The following is a 16,353-nucleotide window of genomic DNA, read 5'->3' as shown; positions in this document are numbered from 1 at the left end:
TTTTCCATGAAGTGGTTCCGGTATGTCGCAACATGTGTTCTTCGCCCACGCCAACGGGTTTCCTTCGGGCACCTATGGCAAGCTGTTCGCCGCCCTGTCGCCGGAGTATGAGGTTGCACACCTGCAACAGCATGCCCATGACCCGCGTTTCCCGGTGGACGACAACTGGCGCAACCTGGTCGACGAACTGATCCATCACCTCGAACAGCAGCCCGAACCGGTCTGGGGCGTCGGCCATTCCCTGGGCGGGGTCCTGCACCTGCACGCGGCCCTGCGCTGCCCGCAACTCTACAAAGGCCTGGTGATGCTCGATTCACCGGTACTGACCCGCGCCGACCAGTGGGTGATCCGCGCGGCCAAGCGCCTGGGCTTTATCGACCGCCTGACCCCGGCCGGGCGTACCCTGGGGCGACGCGAGGAGTTCGCCGACCTGGAAGCGGCCCGCCAGTATTTTTCCGGCAAGACCCTGTTTCGCGGTTTCGACCCGGAATGCTTCGATGCCTACCTGCAACATGGCTTGCGCCCCGAGGGCGATCGCCTGCGGTTGAGCTTCGACCCGGCCACCGAAATCAGTATCTACCGCGGCGTGCCCCATACCAGCCCGGGCCTGGCCCGGCACCTGAAGGTGCCGCTGGCGGTGGTGCGTGGCCGTTCGAGCCGCGTGGTGATGCGTCATCACACCCGTTCCGTGGGACGCCTGCCCCTGGGCGAATCCCTGAGCATGCCCGGAGGTCACATGTTTCCCCTGGAACGCCCGCAGGACACCGCCCAGTTGCTCAAGGACATTTTCACCCGCTGGCAGCGGCGTGCCGCCGAAGGACGCCGGGCATGAGCACGGCGGTCGAGGAAGTCCGCCTGAGCCTGCCGCATATCGAGCTGGCGGCCCACCTGTTCGGTCCGGAAGACGGCCTGCCGGTGATCGCCCTGCACGGCTGGCTGGACAACGCCAACAGCTTTGCGCGCCTGGCACCCCGGCTCAAGGGGCTGCGCATCATCGCCCTGGACATGGCCGGTCACGGGCATTCCGGGCACCGTCCGGTCGGTGCCGGCTATGCCCTGTGGGACTACGTCCATGATGTGTTGCAGGTGGCGGAACAACTGGGTTGGCAGCGTTTCGGCCTGCTCGGGCATTCCCTCGGGGCGATCGTCTCGGTGGTGTTGGCCGGCGCATTGCCCGAGCGGGTCACGCACCTGGCGCTGATCGACGGGGTGATCCCGCCGACGGCCAAGGGCGAGAATGCCGCCGAGCGCCTGGGCATGGCCCTGCAGGCGCAACTGAAACTGCAGGACAAGCGCAAGTCGCTGCACAAGACCCTCGACCTGGCCGTCGAGGCGCGCATGAAAGGCCTGGTGGCGGTCAGTCGCGAAGCCGCCGAACTGCTGGCCCAGCGCGGGCTGATGCCGGTGCCCGGCGGCTACACCTGGCGCAGCGACAATCGCCTGACCCTGGCCTCGCCCCTGCGCCTGACCGAAGAACAGGCCATGGCCTTTGTTCACCGGGTGGCGTGCCCGACCCAACTGGTGGTGGCCGAACAAGGCATGCTGGCCCAGCACCGGAGTCTGCTGGAGCAGCTACCCTTCAACCAGCAAGTGCTGCCCGGCGGCCATCATCTGCACCTGAACGACGAGGCCGGGGCGGTCCTTGTTGCAGACTGTTTCAATCGCTTCTTCGCCATTCCTTGACTTGCGCCCGGCAACTGTCGAGGCTTGGCGGGTTGAAAGGGAGACAACCATGCCAGATCTCGACACCACCGCGACTTCGTGTCACCACGCTCCGGCATCAGTGCCCAGCATTCAGGCGCCGCCGATTTGATGAAGTTATCCACAGCCCTTGCCAGCGCCCTGGGCCTGGCGTGTTTCAGTTCCGTGCTCCTGGCCGCCGATGTACCGGGCAGCCATGACCTGCCGCCCGTGCCGCGCCTGCCCGACGCGCAGATCGTCGACTACCGCGCGCCGACCGAGCTGGAGCGGATTTATCCACAGAGCTCGATCCGCAAGATCAGCAACCGCTTGCGCAGCGACGGCCAGGTCAATGCCCGTGGGCAGATGACCTCGGTGACCTACGAGTTGCCGCCGGAACGGACCGCCAACGAGGCCTTCACCGCGGCCCGCGAAGCCTTGCAGAAAGAGGGCGCGCAGTTGCTGTTCTGGTGCCAGGCACGGGATTGTGGCGAAAACAGCCTGTGGGCCAACGAGGTCTTCGGCAATGCGGTGCTGTCCGGCGCCGACGACCAGCAGGCCTACCTGCTGTTGCGCCTGGCCGCGCCGCACGACAACTCGCTGGTGGCGCTGTACAGCATTACCCGGGGCAATCGCCGTGCGTACCTGCACGTCGAGCAGTTTGCCGCGAGCGCCCCCTTGGGTGAGCTGCTGCCGACCTCGGCGACCCTGTTGCGCGAGTTGCGTGACACCGGCAAGCTCGATTTCCCCAAACTCGCCGGGGAGCCGCAGGACACCTGGGTCACCCTGATTTCCCGTGGCCTGAACCTGGATACCACGTCGCGGGTCAGCCTGTCCGGGGCTGCCGCCGAAGCCTGGCGCCAGGCCCTGGTGGCCAAGGGTGTCAGGGCCGCGCGGCTGGAACTGGGCGACAGCAGCACCGGCGGCCTGCACCTCGAACTGTTGCGGTAGCGGCAGGAGTGGCGGACACACGCCCGTGTGTTCGCCTAGACTTTCCTTTCTGATCTCTTTCGTGGAATCCCCATGCTCAATAATGATCGGCTGTTGGTGCAGATACTGCTCCTGGTGCTGTTCGGCGCCAGCCTGTGGGTGATGGCGCCGTTCTGGTCGGCGCTGTTCTGGGGCGCGGTGCTGGCCTTTGCCAGTTGGCCGCTGATGCGCCTGCTGACGCGCCTGCTCGGTGGCCGCGAGTCGCTGGCCGCCGGCCTGCTGACCCTGGGCTGGATGTTGCTGGTGGCCGCGCCCCTGGTGTGGCTGGGGCTCAACCTGGCGGACCATGTGCGCGATGCGGTGGCCTTTATCAAGGATGTCCAGGTCGATGGCCTGCCGGAAGCGCCGACCTGGCTGGCCTCGGTGCCGATTGTCGGCGAGCGGCTGGTGGGCGCCTGGAACACCATCGATCAGCAGGGCGCGGCGCTGATGCTGGCGATCAAGCCTTACCTGGGGCAGGTCGGCAACTGGCTGCTGGCCCGCAGCGCGCAGATCGGCGGCGGCATTCTCGAACTGACCCTGAGCATTCTCTTCGTGTTCTTCTTCTATCGCGACGGCCCGCGCCTGGCGGCCTTTGTCCATGGCCTGCTGGAGCGGCTGATCGGCGAGCGCGCCGATTATTACCAGGAACTGGTGGCCGGTACGGTGCAGCGGGTGGTCAACGGCGTGATCGGTACGGCGGCGGCCCAGGCCGTGCTGGCACTGATCGGCTTCCTCATCGCCGGGGTGCCCGGGGCGCTGGTGCTGGGCATCGCCACCTTCCTGCTCAGCCTGATTCCCATGGGCCCGCCGCTGGTGTGGATCCCGGCCACGGCCTGGCTGGCCTGGAAAGGCGAGTACGGCATGGCGATATTCCTGGGGATCTGGGGCACGTTCATCATCAGTGGCGTGGACAACGTGCTCAAGCCTTACCTGATCAGCCGCGGCGGCAACCTGCCTCTGGTGATCGTGCTGCTGGGGGTATTCGGCGGATTGATCGCCTTCGGCTTTATCGGCCTGTTTATCGGCCCGACCCTGTTGGCGGTGGCCTACAGCCTGCTGCTCGACTGGAGTGCGAGCCAGGGGCGGCGGGAAGAAAAGCCCTGGGCTTGCGGATGCAGGGTTTGGGGGAGGGGGCTTGCCCGTGGGGTTTTTGGTGCTTTTGCGGGCCCTTTCGCGGGCAACCCCGCTCCCACAGAAGCCTGCTCCCACAGAAGCCTGCTCCCACACAAACACCGCTTCCCACAAGTCCTTTTCTACAGGGGGATCACGCCGCGGCAGCGGTGCTGCCGGTCGCCGTCGCGCCACGCTGCTGATACTGGCTGTTGAGACCGACCATCAGGCGGCTGAGGGCTTCGGCAATATTGTCCTGGGCCGTCTGGCTGGTGCTGGTGGTGCCGCCGGTATTGGCCAGGGCCTTGAGCAGCAGGGCGCTGGTGGTTTCGCGGGTGCTGGCGGTGGTGGTGCTGCTGTCAGTGCCCTGTAGTGCGCTGGTCAGTTCAGCCTGGCTGATGCTGCCATCGCCGTTGCTGTCCAGTTGAGTGAACAGATCGCTGCCGGACAACTGTTGTGGCGGTGGCGGCGGTGGGGCCAGCGCGGCGGCCAGTTCGTCGGTGCTGATGCTGCCGCTGGCATCCTTGTCCAGCGCCGAGAACAGCGAAGCGCTGTCGGCGGTGCTGCCGGCATTGGTCAGGCCGGCCGCCAGTTCGTCGCTGCTGACGGAGCCGTCGCCATTGCTGTCGAGGGACTTGAGCAGGGCGTCGGCCAGTTGGGTGTCGGGGGCGTGGTGTCCATGTTCCGGACGCTTCATCGCCGACAGTTCATCGGTGCTGATGCTGCCGTTGCCATCGGTGTCCAGCGAGGCGAAGTCCTGGCTCAGGTTATTCAGCAGCTTGCTGTCGGGCTTGTTCGCCAGGGCGGTTTTCAGCTCATCCTGGCTGATGGCGCCGTCGCCGTTGGTATCGAGCTTGGCAAGCAGTTGCTTCTGGAATTGTTGCTGGCGCTGGGTGGCCGTCGTCGTGCTGCTGGAGCCGACGTAGCTCAATAAACTACTGACGCTACCGATCATGGTGCTCACTCCCTAAGTGTTGGCAAAGCCGGTGGCGGTGCACCGGCTTGTGCAGACTCCCAATGGCAGGTGTCGAGGGTATGTGGGCTTTGTACCGGCTGGTACACACAGCGATCAGGCGCGGGGCAGGGCGACCACGGCGGTCAGGCCGCCGCCAGGGGTTTCTTCCAGGGTCAATTCGCCACCCAGGCGCTGGGCGGCCTCGCGGGCGATGGTCATGCCCAGGCCGACACCACCGGAGTTGCGGTTGCGCGAGCCCTCCAGGCGATAGAAGGGTTCGAACACCGCCTCGCGTTTTTCGGCGGCGATGCCGGGGCCGTGGTCGATGACCCGGATGATCAACTGCCGCCGGCTGTCCTCCAGCGTGATCAACGCATCGCCGGCATAACGCAGGGCGTTGTCCATCAGATTGTTCAGGCAGGAACGCAGGGCCATGGGTTGGACCAGCAGCGGCGCGCAATGGCCGCTGGCACGGACCTGGGCGCCCTGGTCCTGGGCGTTTTCGCAAATCGACTCCACCAGCGCCTGCACGTCCATCCATTGCATGGCTTCACTGGTGCGTTGTTCGTGCAGGTAGCTCAGGGTGGCGTCGAGCATGCCGATCATGTCGTTCAGGTCCTGGCGCATCTGGCCCTGCAGCCTGGCGTCGTCGATCTGCTCCAGGCGCAGCTTGAGGCGCGACAACGGCGTGCGCAGGTCATGGGACACCGCCCCGAGCATCCGCCCGCGTTGCTGTACCTGTTCGCGGATGCGTTGTTGCATCAGGTTGAACGTCGCGGCTGCCTGCCGGGCTTCCCGCGGACCGGTTTCGTCAAGCGGCGGGCTGTTGAGGTCTTCGCTCAGGCGCTCGGCCGCATCGCTCAGGCGCTGGATCGGCCGGGCGAGCAGCTTGGCCCCGTACCAGGCGGCAATCACCAGGGCGATCAACTGGAACGTAAGGGGCACCACCGGCCCACCAAACCACGGCCGTGGCGGTCGATGACCGCGCATGTGCGGCGGCGGGAAGCGTGGGTCGAAGTTTTCCGACATGCCCGCCGGGGGACGAGGCGGCGGTGGCGGCGGGCCGCCACCGTAATGACGGAACCAGAGGAAGGCCAGCAGGTGGGCCAGGACAATGGCCAGCAACAACACGCCGAACAAACGACCGAACAGCGTGTTGAAGCGTGGGCGCATCAGCCGATGTCTCTCGCGTCGAACAGATAGCCTTCGCCGCGCACGGTCTTGATCAACTGCGGCGATTTCGGATCGTCACCGAGTTTCTGTCGCAGACGCGAGACCAGCAGGTCGATGCTGCGATCGAAGGCTTCGATCGAGCGACCGCGGGCGGCGTCGAGCAACTGCTCGCGGCTGAGCACCCGGCGCGGGCGTTCGATAAAGACCCAGAGCAGGCGGAACTCGGCATTCGACAGCGGCACCACCAGGCCATCGTCGGCGATCAACTGGCGCAGCACACTGTTCAGGCGCCAGTTGTCGAAGCGGATATTGGCCCGCTGTTCGGTGCGGTCGTCGCGCACCCGACGCAGGATGGTCTGGATCCGCGCCACCAGCTCGCGCGGCTCGAAGGGCTTGGCCATGTAGTCGTCGGCGCCCAGTTCCAGGCCGATGATGCGGTCGGTGGGTTCGCAGCGGGCGGTCAGCATCAAGATCGGGATATCCGATTCGGCACGCAGCCAGCGGCACAACGACAAACCGTCTTCGCCCGGAAGCATCAGGTCGAGGACCACCACGTCGAAGGTTTCCAGCTGCAGCGCCTGGCGCATCGCGGCGCCGTCGGTGACACCGATGGCCTGGATGCTGAAGCGGGCCAGGTAGTCGATCAGCAGTTCACGGATCGGGATATCGTCGTCGACGATCAGCGCGCGGACATTCCAGCGCCTGTCATCGCCCGGAGAGAGCGGCTTGTTGACATCAGCCAGAGGAGCGGGAGTGTTCTGCATGCGTGTGGTTATCTGCCGGTAAAGCCGCGAAGCACCAGAGGCCCTCGCGAGATTGTTGCACGATAGAGCCCCGGCCCGAAGGCGGGGAGTCCATTTCAAGTGTAGCTGCGCCAGAAGCTACAGGCGCCGGGTGTTGGCCGGTTGTCGGTTGTGTATCGGCGTCGATACAAAGCCGGGGACGCCAGCAGCCTTGTCGGGAGCGGGGCAGCGTCGGCGTCCTGCGGATTCTAGGGCGTAATGCCTACGTAAACTCAGTCTTTACGCCTTCTTTACGCATCGCCCCGGGCGTCGCTCTCGTTCCTTTACAGCCTTCCTTCCGACAATGACTCCACACGCGGCAATCGCCGTACCACGGAGAAATCCCATGAGCATTCTGGACGGGGTGTCACTGCTGCTGGCAGTGGCACTGTTCATTTATCTACTGGTTGCGCTGTTGCGCGCGGATCGGAACTAGGAGCGGCGGTTATGCACAGTTATGACTATTTGCTGATCCTGGCCTTCCTGGCGCTGGTATTGGTCCCGGCCCCTTTCCTGGGGCGCTTCTATTACAAGGTGATGGAAGGTCAGCGTACCTGGCTGAGCCCGGTGCTCGGGCCGGTGGAGCGGGCTTGCTATCGCCTGTCCGGGGTCGATGAAAAGGCCGAGCAGAGCTGGCAGAAATATGCCCTGGCCTTGCTCGTCTTCAACCTGGCGGGTTTCCTCCTGTTGTTCGCGATCCTGCTGTTCCAGCAGTACCTGCCACTCAACCCGCAGAACCTGCCGGGTCTGGAGTGGACTTTGTCGTTCAACACCGCCATCAGCTTCATGACCAATACCAACTGGCAGAGCTACAGCGGTGAGGCATCCCTGAGCTACCTGAGCCAGATGGTCGGCCTGACCGTGCAGAACTTCGTCAGCGCCGCCACCGGTCTGGCCGTGCTGGTCGCGCTGTGCCGTGGTATCGGGCGGCGTTCGGCGGCGACCCTGGGCAACTTCTGGGTCGACATGACCCGCGCCACCCTCTATGGCCTGCTGCCCCTGTGCCTGGTGCTGGCGCTGTTCCTGGTCTGGCAGGGCGTACCGCAGACCTTTGCCCACTACGTCAACGCCGTGACCCTGCAGGGCGCTGACCAGGTGATCCCCCTCGGCCCGGCGGCCAGCCAGATCGCGATCAAGCAACTGGGTACCAACGGCGGTGGCTTCTTCGGGGTCAACTCGGCGCATCCGTTCGAGAACCCGACGGCCTGGAGCGACCTGTTCGAACTGGTCTCGATCATCCTGATCCCGGCGGCCCTGGTGTTCACCTTCGGCCACTACGTCAAGGACCTGCGCCAGAGCCGCGCGATCATGGCCTGCATGATGGCCCTGCTGCTGATCGGTGGCGCGGTCTCGCTGTACGCCGAGTACCAGCCGAACCCGACCCTGAACAACCCGGTGGTGGAACAGAGCGCGCCGATGGAAGGCAAGGAAAGCCGTTTCGGCACTACTGGCACCGTACTCTGGGCAGTGGCCACCACGGCGGCGTCCAACGGTTCGGTCAACGCCATGCACGACAGCCTCAGCCCGCTGAGCGGGATGGTCGCGCTGGCCAACATGATGGTCGGCGAGGTGATCTTCGGCGGTGTCGGCGCGGGCCTCTACGGCATGCTGCTGAACGTCCTGATCGCGGTGTTCCTTGCCGGCCTGATGATCGGTCGTACTCCGGAATACCTGGGCAAGAAGCTCCAGGCCAAGGAAGTGCAACTGCTGGTGGTGACCTTGCTGGTGATGCCGGTGGGCACCCTGGTGCTCGGCGCGATTGCCGCCAGCCTGCCAGGCCCGGCCGGCGCGATCAGCAACCCCGGCGCCCATGGTTTCAGCCAGTTGCTCTATGCCTACACCTCGGCCAGTGCCAACAACGGTTCGGCGTTCGGTGGCTTCAGTGCCAACACCCCGTTCCACAACCTGATGCTGAGTCTGAGCATGCTGCTCGGTCGCTTCGGCTACATCCTCCCGGTACTGGCCCTGGCCGGCAGCCTGGCGATGAAGAAGACCGCACCGATCGGCCAGAACAGCTTCCCGACCCATGGCCCGCTGTTTGTCACCCTGCTGACCGTGACCATCCTGCTGGTGGGTGGCCTGACGTTCCTGCCGACCCTGGCCCTTGGGCCGATTGCAGAACATTTGAGTATGGCTGCCCTTGGATTCAAGAGCTGAGGACCTGATGATGAACATGCCTCTTCCCGCAACAAAACCTGCTGTCGTCGAACAGCCCAAGACCGCGATCGCCGATCTGTGGCGTCCGGCGCTGGTGCAAGCCTTCGTCAAGCTCGATCCGCGTCAGTTGCAACGGGCGCCGGTCATGCTGGTGGTGGAACTGACCGCGATCCTGACCACGATCCTCTGCGTTGTGCCCGATACGGCCGTACCGACCTACGTGTCCGCGCAGATTGCCCTCTGGCTGTGGTTCACCGTGCTCTTCGCCAACTTCGCCGAGGCCCTTGCCGAAGGTCGTGGCAAGGCCCGCGCCGACAGCCTCAAGGCCGGCAGCGAAGGTCTCAGCGCGCGGCGCAAGAAGGCCGACGGCAGCTTCCAGGTGGTGCCTGCCGCCAGCCTGCGCAAAGGCGACGTGGTCCGGGTCGAAGCCGGGGAAATGCTTCCCGGTGACGGCGAGGTGATCGAAGGTATCGCGGCGGTCAACGAGGCGGCGATTACCGGTGAATCGGCTCCGGTGATTCGCGAGTCCGGTGGTGATCGTTCGGCGGTGACCGGCAACACCCGGCTGGTGTCCGACTGGTTGCTGGTGCGTATCACCGCCAACCCCGGTGAATCGACCCTTGACCGCATGATCGCCCTGGTGGAAGGCGCCAAGCGCCAGAAGACCCCCAACGAAGTCGCGCTGGACATCCTGCTGATCGGCCTGACGCTGATCTTCCTGCTGGTGGTGGTGACCCTGCAACCGTTCGCCCACTTCGCTGGCGGCAATCTGCCGCTGGTGTTCCTGGTGGCGCTGCTGGTGACCCTGATCCCGACCACCATCGGCGGCCTGCTGTCGGCCATCGGTATCGCCGGGATGGACCGCCTGGTCCGCCTGAACGTGATCGCCAAGTCCGGTCGGGCGGTGGAAGCCGCCGGTGACGTGCATGTGCTGCTGCTGGACAAGACCGGCACCATCACCTTCGGCAACCGTCGCTGCACCGCGATCCACCCGGCCCCGGGCGTGCATGTCCGCGAACTGGCCGAGGGGGCCTTGCTGGCCTCGCTGGCCGACGACACCGCCGAAGGCAAGTCGATCGTCGAATACCTGCGCGACCTTTATCCACAACAGGAACCGGCCGCGACGGAACTGATCGCGGTGCCGTTCAGCGCCGAGACACGTCTGTCGGGTGTCGACCATCAAGGCCGGATCTATCGCAAGGGCGCGGTGGATTCACTGTTGAGCTTCATCGGCCAGAAACGCGGCGACCTGCAATCGGCGCTGTCCCGGGAGATCGACAAGATCGCCCAGAGCGGCGGTACCCCGTTGCTGGTCTGCGCCAATGGCAAGCTGCTTGGCGCCATCCACCTCAAGGACGTGGTCAAGCCGGGGATCCGCGACCGCTTTGCCGAACTGCGCAAGCTGGGGATCCGTACTGTCATGGTGACCGGCGACAACCCGTTGACGGCGGCGGCGATTGCCGCGGAAGCCGGGGTGGACGACGTGCTGGCCGAGGCGACGCCGGAGAAGAAACTGGCGCGCATCCGCCTGGAGCAGAACGACGGCCGCCTGGTGGCGATGTGCGGCGACGGCGCCAACGACGCCCCGGCGCTGGCCCAGGCCGACGTCGGCATGGCGATGAATGACGGCACCCAGGCCGCGCGGGAAGCGGCCAACATGGTCGACCTCGACAGCGACCCGACCAAGCTGCTGGACGTGGTGCAGATCGGCAAGGAGTTGCTGGTGACCCGCGGTGCACTGACCACCTTCTCGATTGCCAACGACGTGGCCAAGTACTTCGCGATCTTGCCGGCCCTGTTCGCGGCGATTTATCCACAGCTCGGCGTGCTCAACATCATGCAGCTGGCCAGTCCGCAGAGCGCGATTCTCTCGGCGATCGTGTTCAACGCCCTGATCATCGTCGTGCTGATCCCGCTGGCGCTGCGCGGTGTGCGGGTGCAGGCGGCGAGTGCCGCGCACTTGCTGCGGCGCAACCTGCTGATCTATGGCCTGGGCGGGATCCTGGTGCCGTTCGTGGGCATCAAGGCCATCGACCTGCTGCTGACGGCGTTGCATCTGGTGTGAGTTTGCGGGTTTGCCCGCGTATGAAAACTGTGGGAGCCAGCTTGCCGGCGATGAGGCCCCTGGCTCCTGCAGTCGATCGTTCTCCCGCAGAGCGTGGGAACGATCATCTCCCTGAATTCGAGGAATTGAACATGTCTACTGTATGGCGTCCGGCCTTGAGCCTGTTGGTGTTGATGACCCTGATTACCGGTGTCGCCTATCCCCTGGTGGTCACCGGCGTGGCCCAGGCGGTTTTCCCGGGACAGGCCAATGGCAGCCTGGTGCGCGATGCCGATGGCAAGGTGCGCGGCTCAGCCCTGATCGCCCAGGATTTCACCGGTGATGCCTGGTTTCACCCGCGTCCTTCGGCGGGGGCCTTTGCCACCGTGTCCAGTGGCGCGAGCAACCTGTCGCCGAGCAACCCGGCGCTGGCCACGCGGATTTTCGATGACGCGGCCAAGCAGGCCGTGCCCGGCCAGGGCCCGGTGCCGCTGGCTTCGCTGACCACCTCTGGCAGCGGCCTCGATCCGCACTTGCCACCGGCGGCGGTTCGCTATCAACTGGCGCGGGTGGCGCAGGCGCGCAACCTGCCGGCGGCGACCGTCGAGAAATTGCTGGAAGCGCATATCGAACAACCGCTGATTGGCCCGCCGGTGGTCAATGTGCTTGCATTGAATGCGGCGCTGGCTGATATCGCGAAATAACCTTACAAGCACAACCTCCCTTGTAGGAGCCGGCTTGCCGGCGATGGCGATTTTCCAGGCGACAATAATGTTGGCCAGATGATCGCATCGCCGGCAAGCCGGCTCCTACAAAGGGGGCTCGGCTCCACAAGTGAGACCCCAAGACATGAGTGATTCCGGTCGCGCCGACGCGCTGTTAGCAGAACTGCCCCGCGACGGTCGTGGCCGGCTCAAGGTGTTCCTCGGTGCCGCCCCGGGCGTGGGCAAGACCTACGCAATGTTGCAGGCCGCCCATACGCAGTTGCGCCAGGGCGTGAAACTGATCGCCGGGGTGGTGGAAACCCACGGCCGGGCCGAAACCGAGGCCCTGCTCGGTGGTTTGCCGCAACAACCCCTGGTGCGCTCCGAGTACCGTGGCGTGGTGCTGGAGGAAATGGACCTCGACGGTCTGCTCAAGGCCAGGCCGAAACTGGTGCTGGTCGATGAGCTGGCCCACAGCAATGCCCCCGACAGTCGCCATGTGAAGCGCTGGCAGGATGTCCAGGAACTGCTGGCCGCCGGTATCGACGTGTTCACCACGGTCAATGTCCAGCACCTGGAAAGCCTCAATGACCAGGTGCGCGGGATCACCGGGGTGCAGGTGCGCGAGACCCTGCCCGACTGGGTCCTGCAGGAGGCCGACGAACTGCTGCTGATCGACCTGCCGCCCCGGGAACTGCTGGAGCGCCTGCGCGACGGCAAGGTCTATGTGCCGGAACAGGCGCGGGCGGCGATCGATGCGTTTTTCACCCAGACCAACCTCACCGCCCTGCGCGAACTGGCGATGCAGACCGCCGCGGCCCAGGTCGACAACGATCTGGCCCAGGGCTACCGGACCCTCGGCCAGGCCGCGCCGGCCATTCGTGGACGCCTGCTGGTGGGGGTCGACGGCGATGCCCAGGCCGAGCGCCTGGTGCGTCACGCCAGCCGGGTCGCGCAACGCCGGCACCTGCCCTGGAGCCTGGTGCATGTGGATAACGGCAGGGCCCGCGACGAACAATCGCGACTGCGCCTGCAGAGTGCCCAGCAACTGGCGGAACGGCTGGGCGGCGAAGTGGTGCTGCTGCGGGCCGGGGAAGTGGCCAAGACCCTGATCCAGCATGCCGCCGAACGCCGGGCCAGCCTGGTGCTGGTCGGCCAGTCGCGCCGGCGCCTGCGTCGTCGGCTGTTCGGCGGTGGCCTGGCGGCGCGGCTGTTGCGCAATGCCCGGGGCCTGGAAATCAACGTCCTCGACAGCCAGGAAGAGCAACGCCAGCCGCGCGTGCGCGAGCCGCAGAGCGTGGTCTGGCTCGACTACCTGCTGGCGCTGCTGGCGACGGTGCTGGCCAGCGCCCTGGCCTGGGGCGTGGCCAGTGTGTTGCCGTTACCGAATATCTCGCTGGTGTTTCTCGCCGCCGTGCTGCTGGTGGCTGTGCGCAGCAGTCTCGGCCCGTCCCTGGCCTGCGCGGTGCTGTCCTTCCTGACCTATGACTTCCTGTTCATCCCGCCGAACTTCTCCTTCGCCATCCAGCGTGAAGAGGATGTGCTGACCCTGCTGTTCTTCCTGATGATGGCGGCACTCACCGGTAACCTGGCGGCACGCCAGCGCCGGCAATTGCAGGCCCTGCGCGATACCCAGGAAGAAACCACCGAGCTGCTCGACCTGTCGCGCAAGCTGACCGCCGCCACCGACCGCCAGGCGGTGATCAGTGCCGCGTCGCAGCATCTCAGTGGCTGGGAGGAGCTGGAGCTGTGCCTGCTCAACCGCGATGGCCAGGGCGGCTGGAAGGTCGAGACCGGCGGACCGTTGCAGTTTTCCGAATTCGAACGGGCGGCGGCCGACTGGGCCTGGCAGCACGATCAGCCGGCGGGGATGGGCACCGGCACCTTGCCTTCCGGCAGTTGGTGGTGGTGGCCGTTGTCGGTGGAAGAGGGGCCGCTGGCGCTGCTTGGCGTGCGTCCGCGGGAAGGCCAGCAGCTCACCGGCCAGCGCCGTCGCCTGCTGACCGCCCTCAGCCAGCCGCTGGCCCAGGCCCTGGCCCGGGCACAACTGGCCGACGACCTCGAGGCGGCGCGCCTGCATGGCGAAACCGAGCAGTTGCGCAGTGCCTTGCTGGCGTCGGTGTCCCACGACCTGCGCACACCGCTGACCTCGATGCGCGGCAGTATCGACAGCCTGCTGGCGTTGGGCGAAGCGATTCCCCTGGCCGATCGCCAGGAACTGCTGGAAGGCACCCGCGACGAGGCCGAGCGGCTGGACCGCTATATCCAGAACCTGCTGGACATGACGCGCCTGGGCCATGGCGCGCTGAAGCTGGCGCGGGACTGGGTGTCGCCGGCGGACATCGTCGGTAGCGCGCTGAACCGCCTGCGGGCGGTCCTCGCGCCGTTGCAGGTGAGCACCGAGGTGCCGGCGGAATTGCCGTTGCTCTACGTGCATGCGGCGCTGATCGAACAGGCGCTGATCAATGTCATGGAAAACGCCGCGCGTTTTTCCGCGCAGCATGGTCGCCTGCAGGTGCGTGCCGGGGCCACCGACAGCGAGCTGTTCTTTGCCGTCAGCGACGAAGGCCCGGGGATCCCGGAAGAGGAGCGGGCGAAGATCTTCGATATGTTCTACACCGCCGCCCGTGGCGATCGCGGCGGCCAGGGCACCGGCCTGGGCCTGGCGATCTGCCAGGGCATGGTCGGCGCCCACGGCGGGCATATCGGCGTCGATGACGGTATCGACGGCCGTGGCACCTGTATTACGTTATTCCTTCCCTTGCAGGAGCAACCGGGATTTGAAAGTGAAGCCTGATATGCTTTGGCGAACCCTCGCCACGATGTTTCAACCATGAGCCAGACCTCGACCATCCTGGTCATCGACGACGAACCGCAGATCCGCAAGTTCCTGCGCATCAGCCTCGCCTCCCAGGGCTACAAGGTGCTGGAGGCCGGCACGGGGACCGAAGGCCTGGCCCATGCCGCGCTGAACAAGCCCGACCTGCTGGTACTCGATCTCGGCCTGCCGGACATGGACGGCCAGCAGGTGCTGCGCGAGTTTCGCGAATGGTCCACGGCGCCGGTGCTGGTGCTGTCGGTGCGGGCCAGCGAAGGGCAGAAGGTCCAGGCCCTGGACGGCGGCGCCAATGACTATGTGACCAAGCCCTTCGGTATCCAGGAGTTCCTCGCGCGAATCCGCGCCTTGCTGCGCCAGGCGCCCAGCGGTGAAACCCAGGAAGCCGCCCTGAAGTTCGGTCCGCTGACCGTGGACCTGGCCTATCGGCGGGTGCTGCTGGACGGTGCCGAGGTGGCGTTGACGCGCAAGGAGTACGCGGTGCTCGCCCAGTTGGCGCGCCATCCCGGACGGGTGATCACCCAGCAGCAACTGCTCAAGGATATCTGGGGGCCGACCCATACCGAGGACAGTCACTACCTGCGGATCGTGGTCGGGCACCTGCGCCAGAAGCTGGCGGACGATCCGACCCAGCCACGCTTTATCGTCACCGAGGCCGGTGTCGGCTATCGCCTGCTCGATAGCCAGGGTTGAACGGCACTTTCCTGCCGGGAATCGGCTGACGTGTGCAGGGCTTATGCAGGAATCGGCTTGTGTAGGAGTGGGCTTGCCCGCGAAGAGGCCCCTGAGATCGCGAAAGGCTTCGCGGGCAAGCCCGCTCCCACAGGGGGCCTGCTCAACCCCCAACACAGATTGTGCAGCCTCAGCGCCGGTCTTCCTCGTAACGATCCATGGTGTCGCGGGCAATCTCGCGACCCAGGGCGATCAGTTCCGGTGCCTTGTAGAACTCGAAGAAGCGACACACGCGCTTGGGCACGTTGATCAGGATATCCGGTGGATAGCCGGCGATCTTGTATTGCGCCAACGAGGTCTGCATCACCTCGAAACTCTGGTTGATCAGGTCCAGCAGCGAAGCCGGGCCGACATTGTCGATGATGAACGAACCGGTGGCGGACTTCGGCGCGCCGGCGGCCTGTGGTGCCGCCGCCGGTTGCTGGGCCTCGGGTTCCGCCGATTCCAGCCAGGGATTGGCGATATCCGCGGATTCGGCGGCCAGGGTCTGCTGTTCGAGGCGCAGCAGTTCCTCGGCCTGCTTGCGTCGGAACGGCAGGCGCGATCCCATGGAACTGAGCAGGCTGTTGAAGCGGCTCTTGAAGGCCGGCGGGCGCTGGATCACCGGCAGTTGATAGTGCTTCTGGTTGGTCGAGTTGAGGTTGACGGCGATGATCAGGTCGCAGTGGCTGGACACCACCGGCACGATGGGCAGCGGGTTGAGGATGCCGCCGTCGACCAGCATGCGATTGCCCTGCATGACCGGCGTGAACAGACTGGGGATCGCCGCCGAAGCGCGCATGGCCTGATGCAGGCAACCTTCCTGGAACCAGATTTCCTGCTGGTTGGTCAGGTCGGTGGCGACGGCCGTGTAGGGAATGCGCAGGTCTTCGATATTGATCTCGCCGACGATCTTGCGGATCTGGCCGAAGACCTTTTCGCCACGGATCGCCCCCAGGCGGAAACTCACGTCCACCAGGCGCAGGACGTCGAGGTAGTCCAGGCTTTCGATCCAGTTGCGGTACTCGTCGAGCTTGCCGGCGGCGTAGATACCACCGACCACCGCGCCCATGGAGCAACCGGCGATGCAGGCGATTTCATAACCACGTCGTTCGATTTCCTCGATCACCCCGATATGGGCATAACCCCGGGCCCCACCCGAGCCCAACACCAATGCGACACGCTTCTTCATCATGGATTCCTTAACGGCCGGTTGCTAACAATGCGCT

General features: G+C 65.5%; 13 protein-coding genes and 1 pseudogene. 10 read left to right on the top strand and 4 right to left on the bottom strand.

Translation table 11 applies throughout. The annotated features are described in order from the left end of the window. Window positions 1-22: 22 nt before the first annotated feature. The 4 genes and pseudogenes from ACL9RJ_RS30405 to ACL9RJ_RS30390 form a co-directional block, all read left to right on the top strand. On the top strand, window positions 23-832 hold the full coding sequence (locus tag ACL9RJ_RS30405) for an alpha/beta fold hydrolase (protein ID WP_017127994.1): 810 nt from the start codon (window positions 23-25) through the stop codon (window positions 830-832). Next, window positions 829-1,683 carry an alpha/beta hydrolase gene (locus ACL9RJ_RS30400; RefSeq protein WP_017127995.1) on the top strand — a complete coding sequence of 285 codons (855 nt, stop codon included), beginning with the start codon at window positions 829-831 and terminating at the stop codon, window positions 1,681-1,683. Before ACL9RJ_RS30405 ends, ACL9RJ_RS30400 begins: the two co-directional genes overlap by 4 nt. Window positions 1,684-1,812: 129 nt before the next feature. Next, entirely contained in the window at window positions 1,813-2,631 is an 819-nt protein-coding gene (locus ACL9RJ_RS30395; protein WP_422765942.1) for a DUF4892 domain-containing protein, read from the top strand. Between the two features lie 72 nt (window positions 2,632-2,703). Next, window positions 2,704-3,750 (top strand): annotated as a pseudogene (locus ACL9RJ_RS30390) (AI-2E family transporter); the annotation flags it as partial. A gap of 166 nt (window positions 3,751-3,916) precedes the next feature. Here the strand turns inward: ACL9RJ_RS30390 and xopAW are convergent. From xopAW to ACL9RJ_RS30375, 3 genes are all read right to left on the bottom strand, one after another. After that, window positions 3,917-4,717 carry a XopAW family type III secretion system calcium-binding effector gene (xopAW, locus tag ACL9RJ_RS30385; RefSeq protein ID WP_042936147.1) on the bottom strand — a complete coding sequence of 267 codons (801 nt, stop codon included), beginning with the start codon at window positions 4,715-4,717 and terminating at the stop codon, window positions 3,917-3,919. Between the two features lie 114 nt (window positions 4,718-4,831). Then, window positions 4,832-5,890 carry a sensor histidine kinase gene (locus tag ACL9RJ_RS30380; protein WP_103032965.1) on the bottom strand — a complete coding sequence of 353 codons (1,059 nt, stop codon included), beginning with the start codon at window positions 5,888-5,890 and terminating at the stop codon, window positions 4,832-4,834. Next, window positions 5,890-6,654 carry a response regulator gene (locus tag ACL9RJ_RS30375; protein WP_017128000.1) on the bottom strand — a complete coding sequence of 255 codons (765 nt, stop codon included), beginning with the start codon at window positions 6,652-6,654 and terminating at the stop codon, window positions 5,890-5,892. Before ACL9RJ_RS30375 ends, ACL9RJ_RS30380 begins: the two co-directional genes overlap by 1 nt. Before the next feature lie 364 nt (window positions 6,655-7,018). Here ACL9RJ_RS30375 and kdpF point away from each other — a divergent pair, with 364 nt between their 5' ends. From kdpF to ACL9RJ_RS30345, 6 genes are all read left to right on the top strand, one after another. After that, window positions 7,019-7,108, top strand: coding sequence for a K(+)-transporting ATPase subunit F (gene kdpF, locus ACL9RJ_RS30370; protein WP_017128001.1), 90 nt, complete (start codon window positions 7,019-7,021; stop codon window positions 7,106-7,108). A gap of 11 nt (window positions 7,109-7,119) precedes the next feature. Further along, complete coding sequence (kdpA, locus tag ACL9RJ_RS30365) at window positions 7,120-8,829, top strand: potassium-transporting ATPase subunit KdpA (RefSeq protein ID WP_017128002.1); 1,710 nt, start codon at window positions 7,120-7,122, stop codon at window positions 8,827-8,829. Between the two features lie 10 nt (window positions 8,830-8,839). Then, window positions 8,840-10,894, top strand: a complete 2,055-nt coding sequence (kdpB, locus tag ACL9RJ_RS30360) for a potassium-transporting ATPase subunit KdpB (protein ID WP_042936277.1) — start codon at window positions 8,840-8,842, stop codon at window positions 10,892-10,894. A gap of 131 nt (window positions 10,895-11,025) precedes the next feature. Further along, entirely contained in the window at window positions 11,026-11,577 is a 552-nt protein-coding gene (gene kdpC, locus ACL9RJ_RS30355; protein ID WP_103032964.1) for a potassium-transporting ATPase subunit KdpC, read from the top strand. Between the two features lie 145 nt (window positions 11,578-11,722). Then, a complete protein-coding gene (locus ACL9RJ_RS30350) occupies window positions 11,723-14,374 on the top strand; it encodes a sensor histidine kinase (protein WP_103032963.1) in 2,652 nt (883 codons plus the stop codon). Window positions 14,375-14,410: 36 nt separating this feature from the next. After that, a complete protein-coding gene (locus ACL9RJ_RS30345) occupies window positions 14,411-15,106 on the top strand; it encodes a response regulator (protein ID WP_017128007.1) in 696 nt (231 codons plus the stop codon). Window positions 15,107-15,275: 169 nt separating this feature from the next. On the opposite strand, the gene ACL9RJ_RS30340 is transcribed toward ACL9RJ_RS30345, so the two are convergent. Then, window positions 15,276-16,316, bottom strand: a complete 1,041-nt coding sequence (locus ACL9RJ_RS30340) for a patatin-like phospholipase family protein (protein ID WP_017128008.1) — start codon at window positions 16,314-16,316, stop codon at window positions 15,276-15,278. Between the last annotated feature and the right edge of the window lie 37 nt (window positions 16,317-16,353).

Origin of the sequence: Pseudomonas sp. Mn2068, from assembly GCF_049319725.1 — a bacterium.
GTDB lineage: Bacteria > Pseudomonadota > Gammaproteobacteria > Pseudomonadales > Pseudomonadaceae > Aquipseudomonas > Aquipseudomonas gingeri.
This window is presented reverse-complemented; position numbering and strand designations above follow the sequence as displayed.